Origin of the sequence: Magnetospirillum moscoviense (genome assembly GCF_001650635.1) — a bacterium.
In the GTDB taxonomy this organism is placed as follows: Bacteria; Pseudomonadota; Alphaproteobacteria; order Rhodospirillales; family Magnetospirillaceae; genus Magnetospirillum; species Magnetospirillum moscoviense.
Genome location: NZ_LWQU01000043.1, coordinates 1 through 19362, shown reverse-complemented (window position 1 = coordinate 19362; position 19362 = coordinate 1). Strand labels below are relative to the sequence as shown.

General features: G+C 64.5%; 19 protein-coding genes and 1 pseudogene. 9 read left to right on the top strand and 11 right to left on the bottom strand.

Annotated elements, in window-relative coordinates:
• From A6A05_RS02425 to A6A05_RS19865, 5 genes are read right to left on the bottom strand one after another with little or no spacing between them, the layout of a single operon-like run.
• A complete protein-coding gene (locus A6A05_RS02425) occupies positions 1–1164 on the bottom strand; it encodes a cytochrome D1 domain-containing protein (protein ID WP_068497104.1) in 1164 nt (387 codons plus the stop codon).
• Positions 1161–1469: a c-type cytochrome gene (locus tag A6A05_RS02420; RefSeq protein WP_068497102.1), complete on the bottom strand. Its 309-nt coding sequence runs from the start codon at positions 1467–1469 to the stop codon at positions 1161–1163. Before A6A05_RS02420 ends, A6A05_RS02425 begins: the two co-directional genes overlap by 4 nt.
• On the bottom strand, positions 1466–2233 hold the full coding sequence (gene cobA / locus A6A05_RS02415) for a uroporphyrinogen-III C-methyltransferase (protein ID WP_068497100.1): 768 nt from the start codon (positions 2231–2233) through the stop codon (positions 1466–1468). The genes A6A05_RS02420 and cobA overlap by 4 nt, the downstream gene beginning before the upstream one ends.
• Positions 2234–2273: 40 nt before the next feature.
• On the bottom strand, positions 2274–3269 hold the full coding sequence (locus A6A05_RS19870) for an ethylbenzene dehydrogenase-related protein (protein WP_216635734.1): 996 nt from the start codon (positions 3267–3269) through the stop codon (positions 2274–2276).
• Positions 3270–3287: 18 nt separating this feature from the next.
• Positions 3288–3860 (bottom strand): NapC/NirT family cytochrome c, encoded by a 573-nt coding sequence (locus tag A6A05_RS19865; protein ID WP_245644153.1) that lies wholly within the window; start codon positions 3858–3860, stop codon positions 3288–3290.
• Positions 3861–4221: 361 nt separating this feature from the next.
• Here A6A05_RS19865 and A6A05_RS02405 point away from each other — a divergent pair, with 361 nt between their 5' ends.
• The 3 genes from A6A05_RS02405 (at position 4222) to A6A05_RS02395 (ending at position 7480) form a co-directional block, all read left to right on the top strand.
• The gene (locus A6A05_RS02405; RefSeq protein WP_068497098.1) at positions 4222–5850 is read left to right on the top strand and encodes a nitrite reductase; all 1629 of its coding nucleotides are present in this window, start codon (positions 4222–4224) and stop codon (positions 5848–5850) included.
• 158 nt (positions 5851–6008) lie between these two features.
• Positions 6009–6716 (top strand): cyclic nucleotide-binding domain-containing protein, encoded by a 708-nt coding sequence (locus tag A6A05_RS02400; RefSeq protein ID WP_068497097.1) that lies wholly within the window; start codon positions 6009–6011, stop codon positions 6714–6716.
• The gene (locus tag A6A05_RS02395; protein WP_068497095.1) at positions 6713–7480 is read left to right on the top strand and encodes a Crp/Fnr family transcriptional regulator; all 768 of its coding nucleotides are present in this window, start codon (positions 6713–6715) and stop codon (positions 7478–7480) included. The genes A6A05_RS02400 and A6A05_RS02395 overlap by 4 nt, the downstream gene beginning before the upstream one ends.
• Here A6A05_RS02395 and A6A05_RS02390 read toward each other — a convergent pair.
• A complete protein-coding gene (locus A6A05_RS02390; protein WP_156520855.1) occupies positions 7421–8737 on the bottom strand; it encodes a heme-copper oxidase family protein in 1317 nt (438 codons plus the stop codon). The genes A6A05_RS02395 and A6A05_RS02390 overlap by 60 nt on opposite strands.
• Positions 8738–8872: 135 nt before the next feature.
• Here A6A05_RS02390 and A6A05_RS02385 point away from each other — a divergent pair, with 135 nt between their 5' ends.
• Both A6A05_RS02385 and A6A05_RS02380 read left to right on the top strand, forming a co-directional pair.
• The gene (locus tag A6A05_RS02385; RefSeq protein WP_068497091.1) at positions 8873–9631 is read left to right on the top strand and encodes a DUF4197 domain-containing protein; all 759 of its coding nucleotides are present in this window, start codon (positions 8873–8875) and stop codon (positions 9629–9631) included.
• 12 nt (positions 9632–9643) lie between these two features.
• A complete protein-coding gene (locus A6A05_RS02380) occupies positions 9644–11659 on the top strand; it encodes an AsmA family protein (RefSeq protein WP_068497088.1) in 2016 nt (671 codons plus the stop codon).
• A gap of 53 nt (positions 11660–11712) precedes the next feature.
• Here A6A05_RS02380 and A6A05_RS20570 read toward each other — a convergent pair whose 3' ends face one another.
• The 4 genes from A6A05_RS20570 to bluB form a co-directional block, all read right to left on the bottom strand.
• Positions 11713–12366, bottom strand: a complete 654-nt coding sequence (locus A6A05_RS20570) for a hypothetical protein (protein WP_156520854.1) — start codon at positions 12364–12366, stop codon at positions 11713–11715.
• A gap of 587 nt (positions 12367–12953) precedes the next feature.
• Entirely contained in the window at positions 12954–13430 is a 477-nt protein-coding gene (locus A6A05_RS02365) for a Spy/CpxP family protein refolding chaperone (protein ID WP_068497084.1), read from the bottom strand.
• Between the two features lie 103 nt (positions 13431–13533).
• On the bottom strand, positions 13534–13854 hold the full coding sequence (locus A6A05_RS02360; protein WP_068497082.1) for a hypothetical protein: 321 nt from the start codon (positions 13852–13854) through the stop codon (positions 13534–13536).
• Positions 13847–14590, bottom strand: a complete 744-nt coding sequence (bluB, locus tag A6A05_RS02355) for a 5,6-dimethylbenzimidazole synthase (RefSeq protein ID WP_068497080.1) — start codon at positions 14588–14590, stop codon at positions 13847–13849. Before bluB ends, A6A05_RS02360 begins: the two co-directional genes overlap by 8 nt.
• A 57-nt stretch (positions 14591–14647) precedes the next feature.
• Here bluB and A6A05_RS02350 point away from each other — a divergent pair, with 57 nt between their 5' ends.
• Positions 14648–15208, top strand: a complete 561-nt coding sequence (locus A6A05_RS02350) for a gamma-glutamylcyclotransferase (RefSeq protein WP_068497078.1) — start codon at positions 14648–14650, stop codon at positions 15206–15208.
• Between the two features lie 137 nt (positions 15209–15345).
• Entirely contained in the window at positions 15346–17280 is a 1935-nt protein-coding gene (locus A6A05_RS02345; RefSeq protein WP_216635733.1) for an ATP-binding protein, read from the top strand.
• Here the strand turns inward: A6A05_RS02345 and A6A05_RS02340 are convergent.
• Positions 17261–18289 (bottom strand): methyl-accepting chemotaxis protein, encoded by a 1029-nt coding sequence (locus A6A05_RS02340; RefSeq protein ID WP_068497074.1) that lies wholly within the window; start codon positions 18287–18289, stop codon positions 17261–17263. The two genes, A6A05_RS02345 and A6A05_RS02340, sit on opposite strands and share 20 nt — an antisense overlap.
• Before the next feature lie 190 nt (positions 18290–18479).
• Between A6A05_RS02340 and A6A05_RS02335 the strand changes: the two genes are divergently transcribed.
• Positions 18480–19037 (top strand): GNAT family N-acetyltransferase, encoded by a 558-nt coding sequence (locus A6A05_RS02335; protein WP_068497072.1) that lies wholly within the window; start codon positions 18480–18482, stop codon positions 19035–19037.
• A 110-nt stretch (positions 19038–19147) separates the two neighbouring features.
• A pseudogene (locus A6A05_RS02330) lies at positions 19148–19362 on the top strand (IS110 family transposase); the annotation flags it as partial.

The window sequence follows — 19362 nt, the reverse complement described above, 5'->3', positions numbered from 1 at the left end:
TTACAGCCCGATCCGATGGGCGCGCGCGGTGAAGAAGATGCCCGACGGCTTGGCGGCCGGAAGCATCGCCACCTGTTCCAGCGTCTCGGTGTCCCACACCGTCACCTGATCGGAATCCCTGGCCGACAGCCACACCCGCTCGCCCCGGGGAGTGAATTCCATGTGCAGGATGGCCTTGCCCGGCTCCAGGGTCTTGACGACCTTCAGGCTGGGAACATCGACCACCTGGACCTTGCCGTTGTCGGGCAGGGCGAAATTGACCCACAAGCGCCGGCCGCCCGGCTGCAGCATGGCGAAGACCGGCTGGCCGGCGACCGCGATGCGGCCGACTTCCTTCCAGGTGGTCATATCAACCACCAGCACCTCGTGGCGGCCGATGGCCGGCAGGAAGGCCAGGTTGCCGGAGGCCGCCCACCCTTCGAGATGCGGCATCTTGTAGACCGGCAAGGGCTCGGCGCCACGGCCGTAATGATTCAAAATCCGCGTCACCCCTTTGTCGGGGTTCCACAGATCCAGCATGGCGATACCGTCCTCGCCGAACAGCCCGGCCAGGTAATAGCGGCCATCCTCGGTGACCAGGGCGTCATAGGGCTGCTTGCCGATTCCCGGATACTTACGGACCTTGGGGTTCTTCCGGTCCTTCATGTCCAGCAGCCAGATCTCGCCCGATTCGTAGAGGCTGAAGGCGAAAATATTGCCGGTGGAATCTTCCAGCCCGACCACCTTCGAGCGCTGGCCGTCGGCCCCGATGGCCGGAATGTCGGCCACCAGTTCCAAATCGTCGGAATCGAACACCTTGACGCCGCCGGGCGTGTAGTTGGCCACCGCCACCAGCTTTCCGTCCTGCGAGATGGCGCCGCCGATGGAATTGCCCGACTGCACCACCCGCTTGACGATGCGAGCCTCCAGCAGATCGACCTTGGTCAGGCCGCCATCGCGGCCGAAGATGAAGGCGAAGCGCTCGTCACGGGAATAGACCAGCGAGGCGTGCGACAGATCGCCCAGGCCGGAAATGGTCGCCAGCCGGGTCGAATGGGTCGATTCCACCACCTGCAGACGCCCGTCGGCGCGCTCGACCACCAGGCCCAGATCGCCGGTACCGCGCAACGGCGCGGAACAGGCGGCCAGACACAGCAGGGACAGGCCGGCGATCAGCCGTTTCATGGCACGTCCCCCTTCAGATGCTTGACGATCCACAGTGCCTCGGGCTCGGTCAGCAGGCCGCGCCAGGGCGGCATCGGCGTGCCGGGGCGGCCGTCCAGGATGGTGGCGACCAGCGCTTCGTCGCCCAGCTCACGCATCGCCTGGACGGTCAGCGGCGAACCCAGCCCGCCATTCCGGGTCATGCCGTGGCACGAGCCGCAATCTTGCGACACGAAGTCGCGCAACTCGCCCTGGCGGACGGCGAGAATTTCGGTGGCGACGGCCGGGGCCGAACACAGCAGGGCCAGAAACAGGGCTGCCCTCATTGCGCCGCCTCCTGACAGGAAACCTCCGCCGAGGGCAGCAGGGCATGGGCCACCACCTGGCCGATGATCAGCAGCGACGGCGGTTGCGGTTGCCAGCGGGCGATGTCGTCGGCCAGCCGGTCCAAGGTGGTGAAGAAGGTTCGCTGCCTGGGCGTGGTGCCGCGTTCGATGATGGCGACTGGCGTCTCGCCGGCGAGCCCCGCGCCCCGTAGGCCGCCGGCGAGACGCTGCGCACTGGCCACCCCCATGTATACCACCAGGGTACACCGGGGATCGGCCAGCGAACCCCAATTCAAATCCAGGTCGCGGTCATCTTGGCGATGGCCGGTGACCAGACGCACGCTTTCCGCCACGCCGCGTTGGGTCAGCGGGATGCCGGCGATCGACGCGCAGCCCGAAGCGGCGGTGATGCCGGGCACGATCTCGAAGGCGATGCCGGCCTCGGCCAAGGCCTGGGCCTCCTCGCCGCCGCGGCCGAAGATGAAAGGGTCGCCCCCCTTCAGCCGCACGACGTCTTCCCCCTGCCCGGCCAGATCGACCAGCAATTGATTGATCTGGCCTTGCGGCAGCGGGTGCCGCCCGGTTTCCTTGCCGACATCGATGCGCCGAGCGTGGGCTGGGATCAGGTCCAGCACCGCTTCGCCGACCAACCGGTCGAACACCACCACGCGGGCCTGCATGATGGTCCGCATGGCCTTGACGGTCAGCAGGTCCGGGTCCCCCGGACCTGCTCCCACCAGGATCACCTTGCCAGGGCGCGGCATGGCGTTTCTCCCGACCCGAGGTCGATGGGGATAAGGGTCCTTACTGCTTGACCGCCTTGATCACCCCGTCGGTGCCCAGACCCAGCTTCAGGTCCAGCGAGACGTGGTGGAAGCGGCCGATGGTGTGGTCGTCATGGACGGCGATGCCGACGGTATAGGCCTTGCCCGCTTCCAGCACCTTGTCGCCGGGCTGGCCGGGATTGAGCTTGCGGGTCATGGTGACCACCCAATTGTCGCCTTCCTTCTTGCCGGCGAAATTGGCGGCTCCGCCGGTCTTCAGCACGCGCTCGGCCAGGACGTAGCCGTCTTCCGACACGCCGCCCTTGCCGCTTTTGTAGCGGACCAGATCAAGATAGGTGCCGGCCTTCAGGGCGGCGTCCAGATCGGCCGCCGGCTTGGTCTTGTCCCAGCCGCCGCGCGGGGAATCCTTCAGCGAGATGGCGGTGCGGCTTTCCGGCAGGTACTTGGTGACCACCAGGCCGTCCTTCTTGGGTGCGTCCGGCATGTCGCGGGCATCATGGTGGCATGACGCCCAGCAGCCCGAGCGATCGGCCGTATCGACCTTGCCGTCGTCGATCATCATCGCCAGCTTGATCTCGTTGTCGGCATCCATCTTGCCGCCCGGGGCGTTCGGCGCCGCGTTGTGCGGGCCGGCCGGGAACTCGAAGCGCATGTACAAGGTGTCCTCGTCGAAGGCGGCCTTGACCTTCAGCGGGATATGGCCGCGCTTGCCGGGGATCACCACGGGCTCGATCTTCTGGCCGGTGACCATCTTCTTGCCCATGTCGGCGGCTTCCTCGGCATGGCAGCCCGAGCAGGTCTCGCCCTTCTTGGTGAAGGACCGTGCACCGCCATGGTCGGGACCGTTCTGGATCCACTCGAACGAGGACTGGCCCGGATAGAACAAGGTGGTCTTGGCCTCTGGGGCCTTGGCCCAGTCGATGGTCTTGCCGGCCGCCAGGGCCGGGCCGATGCCCAGTATCAGGGCGCAGGCGGCGGCACCGAGGGTGGTCAACAGGCGCGTGGTCTTCATCATTTCCCTCCTAGGACCGGATTATTTCTTGCCCAGTTTCTCGAACGCTTCGACTTCCTCGTCGGTCAGCTGCTCGTGAACCGGCTTGTGGGCGATGCCCTTGTGGCAGTCGATGCAGGTCATGCCGTCGGCCTTGGCGTTCTCGTGCTGCTTGCGGGCACGCTGCTTCTGGAATTCGGGGTTCATGCCTTCGAAGGTGTGGCAATTGCGGCACTCGCGAGAGTCGGACAGCTTCATGCGCGTCCATTCGCGCTTGGCCATGGTCAGGCGCTGCGCGTCGAACTTCTCGGGCGTCGATACCGTGCCCAGCACCTTGTGATACAGCTCGTTCGAGGCCTGGATCTTGCGGGCGATCTTGTGCACCCAGTCACGCGGCACGTGGCAATCGGGGCAGGTGGCGCGGACGCCGGACCGATTGGTGTAATGGATGGTATTCACATACTCTTTGTATACATTGTTCTGCATCTCATGGCACGAAATGCAAAACTCCATAGTATTGGTCGCCTCCATCGCGGTGTTGAAGGCTCCCCAGAATATGATGCCACCGACGAACAGGACCGTCGCGCCGACCAAAGTGGCGCCGAAGATCTTCATGCGCGAAAGGCGCCCAAAAAATGAATGGTTAGAAGCCATCGTCTTGAATCCCGACGGTCATTCGACCCGATATATCCGAGGCCTAACACGTCCCTGCCCCACGAAACTTGACTTTGGGCAAACTGGGTTGGTTTGGCTCCGCTCGACGCCGGCACACTAGCGATGGTTGGCGGGGCGGTTTGTGATGTTGGTCAATTTGAACGCCGCCCTCACATATACGCTTTTATCCCTATACGAATTCAGCACCTCCATTTGACTTTGGTTAAAGAGATCGCCTTCGAACCCTTCCATTGTGCCACCACCCGCACCGCTGGGCCCCAGGGGGAGCACGGCGAATTGTGACGAGAAGTGGAGGTAGAGGATGTTGAAGGGACTGAAACACGCCCTGATGCTTTCCGCGTTGCCGATGGCGCTGGCCAGCGCGGCATTCGCTCAGGAAGCGGCGCCGACTCTGGACAAGGAGTCCAAGGAAACGTCTGGCAAGATTTACTTTGAGCGTTGTGCCGGCTGCCATGGCGTCCTGCGCAAGGGAGCCACCGGCAAGAACCTCGAGCCCGACGCTTCGAAGAAGCTGGGTCAGCAGCGCCTCGAGAAGATTCTGGCCAACGGCACCGAAGGCGGCATGCCGAACTTCGACGACATCCTGACCAAGGATGAGATCGCGAAGATGGCCACCTATATCCAGATGACCCCGGACACTCCGCCGGAGTGGGGCATGAAGGATATGAAGGCGTCTTGGAAGCTGCATATTCCGGTCGACAAGCGTCCGACCAAGCAGATGAACAAGATCAACCTGAAGAACGTCTTCTCGGTGACCCTGCGCGACAGCGGCGAAGTCGCCCTGATCGACGGCGACACCAAGAAGATCTGGGCCATCGTCAAGACCGGCTACGCCGTGCACATCTCCCGCGTGTCCTATTCGGGCCGCTATGTGTACGTCATCGGCCGCGACGGTCGCCTGGACATGATCGACATGTGGACCGAGACCCCGACCACCGTGGCGACCATGAAGTCCGGCATCGACGCCCGTTCGGTCGATACCTCGAAGTTCAAGGGCTATGAAGACAAGTATGCCGTGGTCGGCTCGTACTGGCCGCCGCAATACGCCATCCTCGACGGCCAGACCCTCGAGCCGTTGAAGATCGTCTCGACCCGCGGCCAGACCGTGGACGGCGAGTACCATCCGGAACCCCGCGTCGCCTCGATCGTGTCGTCGCAGATCAAGCCGGAATGGGTCATCAACGTCAAGGAAACCGGCCTGATCAAGCTGGTCGACTATTCCGACATCAAGAACCTGAAGGAAGTCACCATCGACTCCGCCAAGTTCCTGCATGACGGTGGTTGGGACGCGTCGAAGCGTTACTTCCTGGTCGCCGCCAACGCCTCGAACAAGGTGGCGGTTGTCGATACCAAGGAAGGCAAGCTGGCCGCCCTGGTCGATACCAAGTCGAAGCCCCATCCGGGCCGCGGCGCCAACTTCGTGCACCCGAAGTTCGGCCCGGTCTGGGCGACCTCGCACCTGGGCGCCGACGTGATCACCCTGATCGGCACCGATCCGGCCAAGCACAAGCAGTACGCCTGGAAGGTCGTCGCCGAACTGAAGAACCACGGTTCGGGCTCGCTGTTCGTCAAGACCCATCCGAAGTCGAGCAACCTGTGGGCCGACGCCCCCCTGATGCCCGATCGCGAAGCCGCCGAGTCGGTGACGGTCTACGACATCAAGAACCTGGACAAGGGCCCCGAGGTGATCAACGTCGCCAAGATGGCTGACCTGCCCGAGACCAAGGCGATCAAGCGCGTCGTCCACGGCGAGTACAACGCCGCCGGCGACGAGATCTGGTTCTCGATCTGGGCTGGCAAGACCGATCCTTCGGCGATCGTCGTCATCGACGACAAGACCCGGAAGATGAAGTCGGTGATCAAGGATCCCAAGCTGATCACGCCGACCGGCAAGTTCAACGTCTACAACACTCAGCACGACATTTACTAAGAGCTGACTTCTCCACCTTGCGCCCCCGGGAAGCCGTGCTTCCCGGGGGTAACTTTTTTGACCCTGACCAAAGTCAAGGGGCGCCAATATGGAATCGATGCAATCTCCGCCGGAAGAGAGGCCGGGGTGTAACGCCACCTCGCTGCTCGGAGGGGGAGATGCACTCAGACACCCTTGCCGTCCTGACGGAGCACCCGCTGTTCGAGGCGATGACGCCCGAATCGCTGGCTATGGTCCTGGATAGTCCTGACACCATCGACCTTATGGAAGGCCAGGTGCTGTTCCGTCAGGGCGACAGCGCGGATCGCATCTTTGTCCTGGCCGCCGGCGCGGTCGAGCTGATGGCCGAACGAAGCGATCTGCCCGACGAAGTTCTGGCCCGGTTGGGACCGGGCGAATTCGTCGGCGCCAATGCCTTGATGCCCGATTCCCGCCATGCCGCCGCCGCCCGCGTGGTGCAAACGGGCCGGGCCGTGGTGATTTCGGGCCCCGCCCTGCACCGTCTGCTCGATGGCGACTTCGCCCTGACCTTGTCGCTGATCGCGGTGATGGCCGGCTCGTTGCGCGGCCAGATCCGGGAAATCACCGAGCTCAAGCTGCAATCGACCACCGAGCGGCTGGCCAGCTATCTGGTCACCCTGGCCGGCGACGGAGATGGCCGCACCATCGTAAGGCTGCCGTTCGAGAAGCGCCTGTTGGCCGACCGCCTGGGGATGGAACCCGCCACCTTGTCGCGCGCCTTCGCCCGCCTGCGCGAGTTCGGCGTCGAGACCGGACGCGGCGACCGCGTCGAGATTTCCAACCTGGATCAGTTGCGCGCGGTGGGCGATTCGCTGGAATCCTTGATCGAGGGAGGCTTTTCATGAGCTGCCCCTGCCGGCCTTTATGCCTGGTCCCCAAGCCCAATTGCTCGAAGCCCGACGGCCCGCTGCCGCGCCACCGCGCCACCGGCCCGGCCCTGGCCCGCCAGGTCATGGCCCTGCCGTTGTTCGACGGACTGGAACATGACGTGCTGGAACGGCTGATGGCCGATTCCACCGCCCTGGCCTGCGACCGCCGCACCTTGCTGTTTTCCGCCGGCGCCGCCGCCGATTCCTTCTACATCGTGTTGGACGGCCAGGTGAAACTGTTCGCCCTGACCCCCGACGGCCGCGAAAGCATCGTCGAGGTGTTCACCCCGGTCTCGTCGTTCGGCGAGGCGGCGATGCTGTCGATGGGAATATTCCCCCTGCATGCCGAGGTGATCGAGGATGCCACCCTGATCAAGGTCGGCCGGCGCGCCTTCATCACCACCCTTCAATCCGACCGCGCCGTCGCCTATCGCATGCTGGCCAGCCTGTGCCGCTGGCATCAGCGGCTGTCCTCGGAAATCCGCCACCTGAAAGAGCAGCCGCCGTGGCAACGGGTGGCCGAGTTCCTGCTGGCCCTGACCGACGCCCAGGTCGGCGAGGCCCTGGTGTCCCTGCCCTTCAACAAGGAAATCCTGGCCAGCCGGGTCGGCATTCGCCGCGAAAGCCTGTCGCGGGTATTGGCCCGTCTGCGCGACATGGGGGTGCGCACCGAGGGCAACTCAGTGCGGATCGACGATGTCCGCTCGTTGCGGCGGCTGTGCGCCGAGACGGGCCATTAGACCGACGACGAAGATCACCCCGCCGACCACCGCGATGGCGCCGCCGATGCCGACGATTCCCATCGCCGCCAGCTTGACGGCGGAATCCAGCCCTTGCGCCGCGCCGGCGGTCTTGCGCGCCACCCCGGCCAGGCCGGCCAGATAGAAGCCGGCGGCGTGCAGCAACTGGCCGCCGCCATACAGCCAATATTGCGCCGTCAGCCAGCGACTGGCGGGAAGCGGCAGCAGCCACAGATGGATCAGCCCCATCAGGGCCAGATTCACCCCGCCGATCATGGCGTGGTAATGGGACGGCGTGCGGGTATCGCCCTCGCCCAGGGCGAAACCGGCCAGCCCGCCCAGCCCGAACACCGCCAAGGACAAGAACAGCGCCCGGCCGGCCACCGGATCGCCGACCTTGGGACCACGCGCCATCAGCGGCCACACGGCAATCATCATCACAATGGCCGGGGGCGCCGGCAGCACCCATTGGAACAAGCCGGTGAAGGCGTGGCGAAGGGCCAGATCGTCGCTGGCATGGGTCGCTTCCAGCACCGGGCCGATCCAGGCGGCCAGGGCCAGGGCGGCGAAACACAGCCGGATCACGCGGGGATTGGGCGGCGCCCGGCCAAACGCCCGCCCCGCCGCCACCAGCCAGCCGATCATCGCCAATTGGGCGTTGACGAATTGAAGAATGTGACCGCCGCCCCAGAACAGCCGCTCGTTGGCGGTGACCGGGTCCTCGCCCAGGCCGGGATCGGCAGCGGCCACCCCAAAGCAGACCAGCGCCGCCACCAGGGTCAGCCCGGCGCAAGCGATGCCGAAACCGACCGTATCAAGGCTTCGCCACACCATCAGCGGCCGGATCGCCACCGATGCCACCCCGGCCGCCACCAGGCCCAGGCCGGCATAGAACAGCGGATGGATCAGCACCGGGACGTAATTGTTCAGCGACGCCCGCCCCCAGCCGGCCAGGGTCGGCACCAGCAGCAACACGCAGCCCAGGCCCGACAGCGCCAGCGGCACCAATGCGCCGGCCCGCGTGGCGGCAGGTGCCACGCGCGCCGCCAAGGCCGCCAGCATGGCCAAAAGCCATACCTGGAACGAGAAGACGACGTGGGTGACCAGCCCTTTCTTGAAGAAGTCCGGCCCTGACGGCAGCCAGTTTTCCGCCCCCGGCGCCCGCGAGGCGGCCAACACCAGCGCCAGCAGCCCGGCCGCGCCCAAGGCGCCTGCCGCCAGTCCCAGCCAAGCTTTCGGCTCGTGTTCCTGACGCATGGACAAGTCCCCTTTGCCATACCACATGGGTGGGGCAGGAAGCGGATGCCAGAGCTGTGCGTTGCATTTCCCCCATGGTGATGACACCGAAAAGGGGATAGGCTTTTCGGATGTCGTGACCGCCGGGGGGATGAAATGCGACTGATAGCCCTTTCATTGCTGGCCTTGACCGTGGCGGCACCGCCGGCCCTGGCCCAGGGTTCGCTCAAGGATTTCGGCAAGGCGGTCCTCGAGCAGCAGACCGGCGGCGGCGGCGTGTCGCTGCCATCCTCGGGCACGCGCGGCCAGGGCCTGTCGACCGGCGACATCGCCAGCGGCCTCAAGGAGGCGCTGCGGGTCGGCACCGAAAAGGTGTCCAGCCAGTTGGGCCGCGCCGACGGCTATAACCGCGACCCGGCCATTCACATACCGCTGCCCGATTCTTTGCAGAAGGTCCAGGCCGGCTTGAAGATGGCCGGGATGTCCGGCTTGACCGACGACCTGGAACTGAAGCTGAACCGCGCCGCCGAGGCGGCGGCCCCGGAAGCCAAGCGCATCTTCTGGAACGCGCTGGAAAAGATGAGCCTGGACGACGCCAAGGCGATCCTGAACGGCCCATCCGACGCCGCCACCCAGTATTTCAAGCGGACCATGACCCCCGACCTCAAGACCGCCATGCGCCCGGTGGTCGACAAGACCGTGTCGGAAGCCGGCGCGGTCAAGAGTTATGAATCGCTGACCGCCTCGGCCAAGGGACTGCCGATGGTCGGCGATGGCCGCGCCATGCTGACCGACCATGTCCTGGACGGCGGCTTGAAGGGCCTGTTCACCTATCTCGGCCGCGAGGAAGCCGCCATCCGCTCGGACCCCACCAAGCGGACCAGCGACATCTTGCGCAAAGTCTTCGCCAATTAAGGAGCAACACCCATGAAAAAACTGCTGATCGCCCTGGGCGTTCTGGTGGTGCTGGTGATCGGCGCCCTGGTGGCGTTGCCGATGTTCGTGCCGGCCGAGAAGATCAAGGATGAGCTGATCGCCCAGGTCAAGACCGCCACCGGCCGCGACCTGTCGATCCAGGGCAAGGTGTCGGTGTCGGCCTTCCCGTCCCTGTCGGTACAGGTGTCCAATGTTGCGCTTTCCAATCCGGCCGGCTTCTCGACCAAGGATCTGGTCCGGCTGGGCGCGCTGGACGTGCAATTGAAGATCATGCCGATCCTGTCGGGCAAGGTCGAGGTGGACAGCTTCGTGCTGGTCGATCCCGCCATCACCCTGGAAGTGGACAAGCAAGGCCGCGCCAACTGGGTGTTCGACAAGCCGGCCGGTGCCAAGGCAGCCGACCCGATGCCGACGCCCAAGCAGCAGCCCGCCGCGGGCGGCGGTGCGCCGACGGTGCCCGACATCGCCCTGGGCGACGTGCGCATCACCAATGGCAAACTGACCTATATCGACGGCCCGGCCGGCACCAAGGAAGAGGTGGATGCCATCAACCTGGCGGTCAACCTGAAAAGCCTGGCCGATCCGCTGACCGCCAAGGGGTCGTTGAAATGGCATGCCAAGGTCATCGAGCTGGCCCTGATGGTGGCCAAGCCCAAGGCGGTGATCGAAGGCGGCACCACCCAGGCCGACATCTCGGTTTCGGCCGAGACGGTCAAGCTGTCCTACAAGGGTGACGTCACCGGCGGAAAGGCCGCCGGCATCAAGGGCGTGCTGGACCTGGCGGTTCCCTCGATCCGCAACCTGGCCCAATGGGCGACCGGCAAGCCGCTGGAGATGGCCGGCACCGGCCTGGGCCCGCTGGCCATCAAGGGCAATCTGGCGGCCGGCGGCACCAAGGTGGCGCTGACCGGCACCGACATCGCCATCGACGCCATCAAGGCCAAGGGCGATTTCGCCGTCGATACCGGCGGCGTGCGCCCGGCCCTGAAGGGCAAGCTGGATGTCGAGATGCTGGACCTCAACCCCTATCTGCCGCCGGAACAGCCGGCCAAGGCGGGCGGCGGCGGCGGTCAGGCTCCGGCCGGCGGCGGCAAGGCGGCCAAGAGCGACTGGAGCGACGACCCCATCGACGCTTCCGACCTGAAGGCGGCCGACGTCGATTTCGCCCTGTCGGTGGGCGGCATCAAGGTCAGGAAGATCCAGGTCGGCAAAAGCGCCCTGCATGTCGGGCTGAAAGACGGCCGCATGGTCGCCGACCTGACCGAGTTGGCCCTGTACAAGGGCTCGGGCAAGGGCCGCATCGGGCTGGACGGCAGCCAGCCGGGCGCCGGCCTTGACGCCTCGTTCACCCTGAAGGGCCTGCAGGCCGAGCCGTTCCTGACCGACGCAGCCGATTTCAACCGGCTGGACGGTACCGGCAATTTCGACATCCAGGTGGCCGGCAAGGGCCGCACCCAGCGCCAGTTGATCTCGGATCTCGACGGCAAGGGGGCGGTCAGCTTCCTGAACGGCTCGATCAAGGGCATCAACCTGGCGGCGATGGTCCGAAACGTCACCACCGCCTTCACCGGCGGCGCCAAGGAGATGGAAAAGACCGACTTCGCCGAATTGGGCGGCACCTTCACCATCACCAACGGCATCGTCAGCAACCACGATTTGTCGATGAAGTCGCCGCTGTTGCGGGTCGAGGGCAAGGGCACGGTGGAAATGCCGCCGCGCACCGTCCATTACCGTATCGAGCCCAAGGCGGTGGCCAGCCTGGAAGGCCAGGGCGGCAAGGCCGACGCCGCCGGCATCAGTGTGCCGGTGATCGTCGAGGGGCCGTGGGACAATCTGTCCTATCGCCCCGACCTGGCCGCCATGGTCCAGGGCGCGGCCACCAAGGCGGTGGAAGGTGCGCTGAGCGGGGCCAAGGGCGTGGGCGGCCTGCTGGGCGGCGGCTCGTCGGGTTCGGGCGCCAGCAAGAGCCCGCTGCCGATCAACCCGGGCGGCCTGTTCGGCCGGTGAAAGGAAGGGCCGGCTCCGCAAGGGGCCGGCCCCTAACCCGATCAGGCACGATCTCAGTTGACGATGACGTCGGCCGCTGAACCCAGCAATGCCTCCATCAGGATCGCCATGCTGTTGGGTGAATGGGAATTATAGCGGATCGACATCAAGATATCGTCGGACATCCGCTTCAGCCGTCGATTGACGACGCTCCGAAATTCCTGAAACTGACGCCGCATTTGCTCGTTGACCTTGCCATTCTGATCCAGGGCGTCGTAGTGCCTTTGCTCGACAGCGCGGACTATTGCCCGAGCAACATGGAGCGCGGCATATTCGTTCACAAGAACAACTCCCGGATTGTCAGCAGGCAGCGAGCCATTGCGGCAATCGCAGACGATTCCACAATCACTCAACATATCAACCAAGCCAGACAAAGAGACGACCTGCAACGGCTTCAACTTTCTGACCCAGTAGGCGTAATGACCTGCTTCTTTAAAATGATTTGGAGCAGAGTGAACGCCTTTTGATGAGTCCATGTTATAAGAAGCAAGAGACTGCCTCGCCTGGATAGCGCAATCCTCGACAATCTTATTGTCCATGACGAGAAACAGGTTGCTATGGTTTCTATACAGTGCATCGCATGCGTCTGAAATCAAAGCCCCAAGCTTCTTCATATCAGCCAATGTTGGATGCTCTTCCTGCACCTCACTGCCATTCTCGCAATTCATCAGACCTTCACCCAAAAAAATTGGCGCCCGCTATGCACGAGCGCCACGCTAAATCAGGGCAGGCGACACGTCAATCGCGCAGAACAGCTTTCGAGGCAACATGATCAGTTGTGTCGGCATCCTCAGGGCTTTCTTGACCCCGGTCTTCATAGGCAGCGTCCAGACCGACACAAAGCCTGCGATTGGCGAACGGACGATTGGCTCGAGCACGCTCCGAATCGCTGAGTCCGCCAGCATTCACGACGTAAACCCGGCGAGTTGACGAAGCACGAGGCGCGGGATCCGACATCACATTCTCCTTAGATCACCAAGGACCGCCCCTTGACATCACACAAGGTCAGCGCTATCCTGAAAAATTTTTTAAACGGCTAAAAGAATTTGTTTGACAAAACCATTTTATACAGCCCGTCACGTTCTTCAATCATTTTTCTCGCCGGAACTGTGATGTTCATCAAATAATACACTTAATTGGACACGGCAGATGCCCACACACCCTCCAAATTGAGGAGGGCGCCACTCACCGAGGCACCCTCCGAAAACGAGAAGCATCATACCATCTAACCACTATCGATGGAAGGCTTTTTTTCCTACATCCGCATCATCCGCGACCCGATCAGTTCGGACGCCGCCTTCTTCTGGTCGGCGCTCAAGACCGGTTCCAGCTTGGCCCAGGCGGCATGCAGGCGCTTGGCGTTCTCGAGCTTGGTGGTCAGCATCCGTTCCTTCTGGGTGAACATCTCGCCCACCGATCCGGCCGGGCCGGTCTGGCCCATCATCGGCCCCATGGTGGCGGCACCCGCCCGCAACGCGTCGGCGAAGACGGCCCAGTCGGCTTCCTGGGCCGGCGTGATCTTCAGCTCGGCCTTCAGGAAGGCGACATGGCCGTCAAGGTGACGGGTCATGTCGCCAGCAGGGCAGCCATGCGTGCCCCGATGCATGCCCATCCCCATCGGCATGCCCATGCCGCCGCCCATGCCCATCATCGGCATGGCCGGATTTTCGGCGAAAGCGGGGGTGGCAAGCAAGGCGGCGCCCAACGCCAGGCCGGCAAGAATCTTGGTCATGTCTGTTTCTCCATCGATTTCGACAATCTGTCGACAGAGGCATTCCACCACCCGCCGGTAACCGGGTGATGTCGGATTTCGCACGATTTTGTAACGAAGGGTATCAGCGCCCCTTCGGCGGGCGCGAGCAGCAGCCATGGCCGGGATCGGTGGCGCTCGACAGGGCATTGTCGTCGGTGAAGCGGATCCAGGCGCGGTGCAGCCGCGCCAACATCGACGTCTTCGGCTGAATTCCGGCCAGGCGCACCACCGTCAGGATGGAATCCAGGTTCACCAGCCGCAGATCGTAGGCAAGGTCCAGGCGCTGGCCTCGCCCCTCGACCTGCACCAATCCGGGCAGGCCGGCCAAAGCGGCGGCGGCGATCTCGGCCGAGCCGGCCAGCGAGATGCGGTGGCGCACCTCGAGGGCGGCAACCTTATCCACCGGCTTCGGCCCAGGCCTGCGCATCATCCAGCGCGCGCGCCAGTTCGGGATCGGGGGCATCGCCGCCCCAGCGATCCATCGCCACCAGATCGGACAAGGCCAGGCGCTGGCGCCAGCCCTTGCTGGCCAATTCCGGCTTGGCCAGGAAATGGCTGACCTTGCCCAGGCACAGATAGGCCACCGGCACCACCCGGTCCGGCAGGCCCAGGATGTCTTGCAGGCGCGCGGGCTCGATGATGCTGACCCAGCCGACGCCCAATCCCTCGGCACGGGCGGCCAGCCACAGATTCTCGACCGCGCAGACGGTGGAATAAAGGTCCATCTCGGGCATGTGGGTGCGGCCCAGAACCACCGGCCCGGCCCGGTCGCGGTCGCAGGTGATGCACAGGTTCAAGGGCGCGTCCAGGATGCCCTCCAGCTTCAGGGCTCGATAGCTGGCGGCTTGGTCGTCGGGGAACAGGGCGGCGGCCTCGGCATTGGCCGCCTCGAAGGCCGCCTTGACCCGGGCGCGCACCTCGGGCGAGCGGACCAGGATGAAGCTCCACGGCTGCATGAAGCCGACCGACGGCGCGTAATGGGCGGCCACCAGCACCCGGGCCAGCACCTCGTCGGGCACCGGATCGGACAGGAACTGCCCGCGCACGTCGCGCCGCGACAGGATGGTGCGGTAAAGACCGCGCCGATCCTCGTCACTCAGGGCGATTTCAGGCTGGCGGGCGCTCTCGGTCTCGGTCATGGTGCAATCTTGATAAGGCGGAAAAAAAGTCCGCCACCTTACCCCCTTTGGCGCTTCATGACCAAGCACGACGATCTTTGGGTGTTCGGATACGGTTCGCTGATGTGGCGGCCGGGCTTCGCCTATGCCGACGTACGGCCGGCCTTGCTGAAGGGCTGGCACCGCTCGTTCTGCCTTTACTCGATGCATTATCGCGGCACGCCGGAACAACCCGGCCTGGTGCTGGGGCTGGACCGGGGCGGTTCGTGCAAGGGACTGGCCTTTCGGGTACCGGCCGCCGAGGCCGACATCACCATCGGCTATCTGAACGAACGCGAATTGGTCGGCTATGCCTATCGCCCCCATTGGGCGGCGGTCACCCTGGATGACGGCCGCAAGGTGCGGGCCTATACCTTCGTCGCCGATCGCGGCCACCGCCATTATGCCGGCGCGTTGGGCCTCGAGCGGCAGGCCGCCATCATCATGGACGGAGCCGGCGCCACCGGCCTGAACCGCGATTATCTGATCAACACCGTCCGCCAGCTTGAAGCCGACGGTTTCATCGACAAAAGCCTGCACGCCCTTTTAGTGGAAGTCGAGCGACAAACCGGCCTGATCGACATGGGGGCCGGCATTTAGGCCGTTGCGAAGCGCCGAACATCACCCCACACTATCGATCATCAAGACCCAGCGGGGGTGCCTTGGCAGCCTTGGTCCGCTTCCTTCTTTTCGTGGTTGTCGCCATGGCGGGTGTGCCCGGCGGGGCAAGGAGCGCCTTGGCCATCGAGCTGACCGCCGAGGAACGGGCATTTCTGGCCGCCCATCCAACCGTCCGTGTCCGGATCAACGGCGACTTGCCGCCCTTCTTGTTCCAGGACCAGGGCCAGGTCCGCGGAATGTCCATCGATTATCTGACCTTGGTTCTGAAGCGGCTGAACCTGACCATGGAGCCGGTCGATATCGGCGGCTTCGCCGAGGTCCTGAAGCGCCTGCCGACCGGCGACGGCATGGATTTGCAGCCGGTCACCCGGCCGACGCCCGAGCGGGCCAAGGAAATCGGCTTCACCCGCCCCTATCTCAGCTTCCCGGTGGTCATCGTCACCCGCACCAACGCCGATTTCGTCGGCTCGCTCGACGATCTGAACGGTCACGTCGTTGCCGTCGAAAAGGCCTATTGGTACACCACCGAATTGCAGCGCAAATATCCCGGCATCGAGTTGAAGATCGTCGACAGCAGTTCCCAGGCGATACGCGCGGTCGCGGTCGGCGAGGCCGACGCCTATGTCGGCATTCTGGCGGTCGCGGCCTGGCAAATGGAAAAGAACGGCTACACCAACCTGAAAATCGCCGCTCCCTCGACTCTATCGGGGGCCGAGATGGGCATGGGGGTGCGTGGCGACTGGCCCTTGCTGACCAGCGCGCTCGACAAGGCCCTGGCCACGATCACCCCCGAGGAACATCGGGAAATCAGGCGCAAGTGGCTGCCGGTCAAAAGCGAATTCGGCATCGCGCCGCGCCAGGTGATGCTGTGGGGCGGTTTAGCCGCCGGCGGCTTCTTGCTGTTCATCGCCATGCTGATCCTGGCCAACCGCCGCCTGATCCGCGAGATCGGGCGGCGCCGCGCAGCCGAACAGGAAGTGCGCGCCTCGCAGGCGATCGCGCTGCAGATGCTGAACGCCTCGACCGACGCCTGCATGCTGTTCGATGTCGATGGCACCATGCGCGGCTTCAACGACGTGTTCGCCAAGCGCCTGGGCGTCGATCCCGCCACCATCCTGGGCAGTTCCCTATGGAGCTATTTCCCGCCGGTCAACATCGAGGCCCGCAAGCGCGCGGTGGCCGGCGTGGTCGCGTCGCGCGCCCCGGTCACCCTGATCGACGTGCGCGGCGGCCACCATTTGTCGAACACGATCTTTCCGCTGATCGGCCCCGACGACCGGGTCCGCCAGGTCATCGTCTATTCCCGCGACATCACCGAGCAGGTCGAAGCCGAAGCCCGCATCCAGGCCCATCTGGCCGAGATCAAGCGGTCCAACGCCGAACTCGAGCAGTTCGCCTATATCGCCAGCCACGATCTGCGCGAGCCGTTGCGCCAGATCGCCAATTTCGTCGCATTGCTGGAACGGCGCTTCGCCGACCAGCTGAACGACGAGGCCCGCGAATATATCAGCTTCGCCCGTGAAGGCGCCAAGCGCCTGGACAACCTGATGCTGGACCTGCTGGAATATTCCCGGGTCGGGCGCGGCGAACAATTGGCGCCGGTCGAGTGCGAGATCGTGGTCGCCGCCGCGCTGGACAACCTGGCCGCCCGCATCGCCGAGACCGGCGCCGAAATCCACATCGCGCCCGGCCTGCCCACCGTGCTGGGGGCCAAGACCCACTTGATCCACCTGTTCCAGAACCTGATCGCCAACGCCCTGAAATATTGCTCGCCCGAGCGGATTCCCGAGGTCAGGCTATCCTTCACCATCGACGGCAAGGTGGTCACCTTCAGCGTCGCCGACAACGGAATCGGCATCGATCCCGTCTATCACGACCGCATCTTCGGCATCTTCCAGCGCCTGCACGGACGCGAGGAATACGAAGGAACCGGCATCGGCCTGGCCATCTGCCGCCGCGTCGTCGATCAACACGGCGGGCGGATCTGGGTCGATTCGGTTCCCGGTCAGGGCTCGACCTTCCACTTCACCGTCAGCTTGGCAACTGGATGATCACACCGTACCAGCCCATGCCTTCATAGGTCTCGTAACCGGGGGTGGCAGCGAAGCCGACGATGCGGCCGACCTCGTCGACATACGAGCCCATGTCGGTCGAGCCGGTTTCCAGGCGGATGGTCTCGCTCAGGATGCCATTGCCGTCCGACGAGGCCAGGACCTTGCGGTTGGCGTCGATCAACAGACAGCGGGTCCGGTCCTTTTCCTCGGGCCGCAGGCGCACGCCCTTGACCACCCCGTCGGCCTGCGGCCGCCAGTCGAAGAAGATGCCCAACGCCCCCAGCAATTCGCCGTTGACGTCGCCGCCGGCACGAATGGCGGTGGCATAGGTCGCGACCAAGGCCCCGTCCAGCGCCCCGACCGATGAAATGTCGGCCATGGCGAACTCGGTCCCGTCGGCGGTCGCCATGGCGTTCTGGAACCAGGCCTCCCGGCTGACGTCGGTGCCGACCGCGCGCGGATAGCGATCGGGGCGGCCGGTGGCGACGACGCGACCATTGGCATCGACCACCCACAGATCCAGATAGACGGTGTAGGAATCAAGGATCACCCCCAACCGCTTCGAGGCATAGGCGGTCGCAGTCGGGGTGGCGTCGGCCAGGCAATCCACCATCGCCGAATCGGTGGCCCACCAGCGCACGTCGCACGAGCGCTCATACAGATTGCGGTCGATGATCTCGATCATGTTCAAGGCCAGGTCGGCCAGGCGCGAGCCGCGCAATTGCCCGATCAGGGTCTCGCCCAGATTCATCAGGTCGGCGATGGTCGATGACAGCTCGCCTTCCAGCGATTGGGTGATGGAATCGATGCTGGTCGAGACGTTCTTGACCTCGTTGGCCACCACCGCGAAGCCCTTTCCGGCCTCGCCGGCCCGGGTCGCCTCGATCAAGGCGTTCAGCGACAGGATGCGGGTGGTGCCGGTCACACGCTTGATCTCCTGGATCTTGTCGCTGGCGACATCGTGAACCGCGCGCGTCAATTCCAGAATTCGTTCCGGCTCGGACATAGGCTCCCCCGATCTCATGCGGCGCACAAACGATAAGCACCAATCCCAACTTGGTGAAATTATAGGCATTACAGGCTTATTTCAAGCGTCATATCGCAATCTTCATATTGCGCTGCAGCATTTTTGTTGCATCGCAGCAAAGAACCGTTTTAGATTCAATCCAGGGAGCGCCGCCGGAAGGAGCATGCTCATGCTGATCCGCAAGCTATTACCCGACGAACGGCCGGATTTCGCCTTTCACCTCAAGGGGTTGGCCCCGGCCGACCGTCGTTTTCGTTTCGCCCACGGCACGGTGTCCGACGATTGGATCGACACCTATGTCGGCGGCATCGATCCTGACGATTTGATTTTGGGTGTGTTTGACGGCCCCCGATTGGTCGGCGCCGCCCATGTCGCCTTCAGCGATGCGGTGGCCGAGGTGGGGGTGTCGGTGGACCCCGCCCATCGATCGGCGGGCATCGGCGCCGAATTGTTCAAGCGGGCCATCCGCTGGGCCAGGAATCGCGGTGCCGAACGGCTTTACACCCTGTGCCTGGCCGACAACCGGGCAATGATCCGCCTGGCCGGCAAGCTGGGGATGGAGGTCACCCGCGACAGCGGCACCGCCGAGGCCTATCTGGCGCTGGACCCGCCCGATCTGCTGACGGTGGCCGACGAGATGTCGTCGGGGCTGGACACCATCATGACCGACTGGACCGACGCCTGGCGCGCCTGCCACCGCGCCCTGCTGCCGGGGGGAAAGATCTAGACCCTATGTTCGCCCCCTGAAACGGCTGGCGGTCCGTCCCACGGCATGTCCCAATCGAGGGTTGCGCCGGACAGGCCGGCGCCGAGCCTCAGACATGGGGGACGGACCTGATGAACGATATCATCTACGTAGGGCTGGATGTCCATAAGGCGACGGTTGCGGTCGCCATCGCCGAAGGGACGCGCGGCGGCGAGGTCCGCCAGTTGGGCAGCATCCCGAACCGCGCCGATCACATCGCCAAGCTAGTGGAGAAGCTCGGCAAGGGCGGGCGGCGGCTGAACTTCTGCTACGAGGCGGGCCCTTGCGGCTACGGCCTGCATCGGCA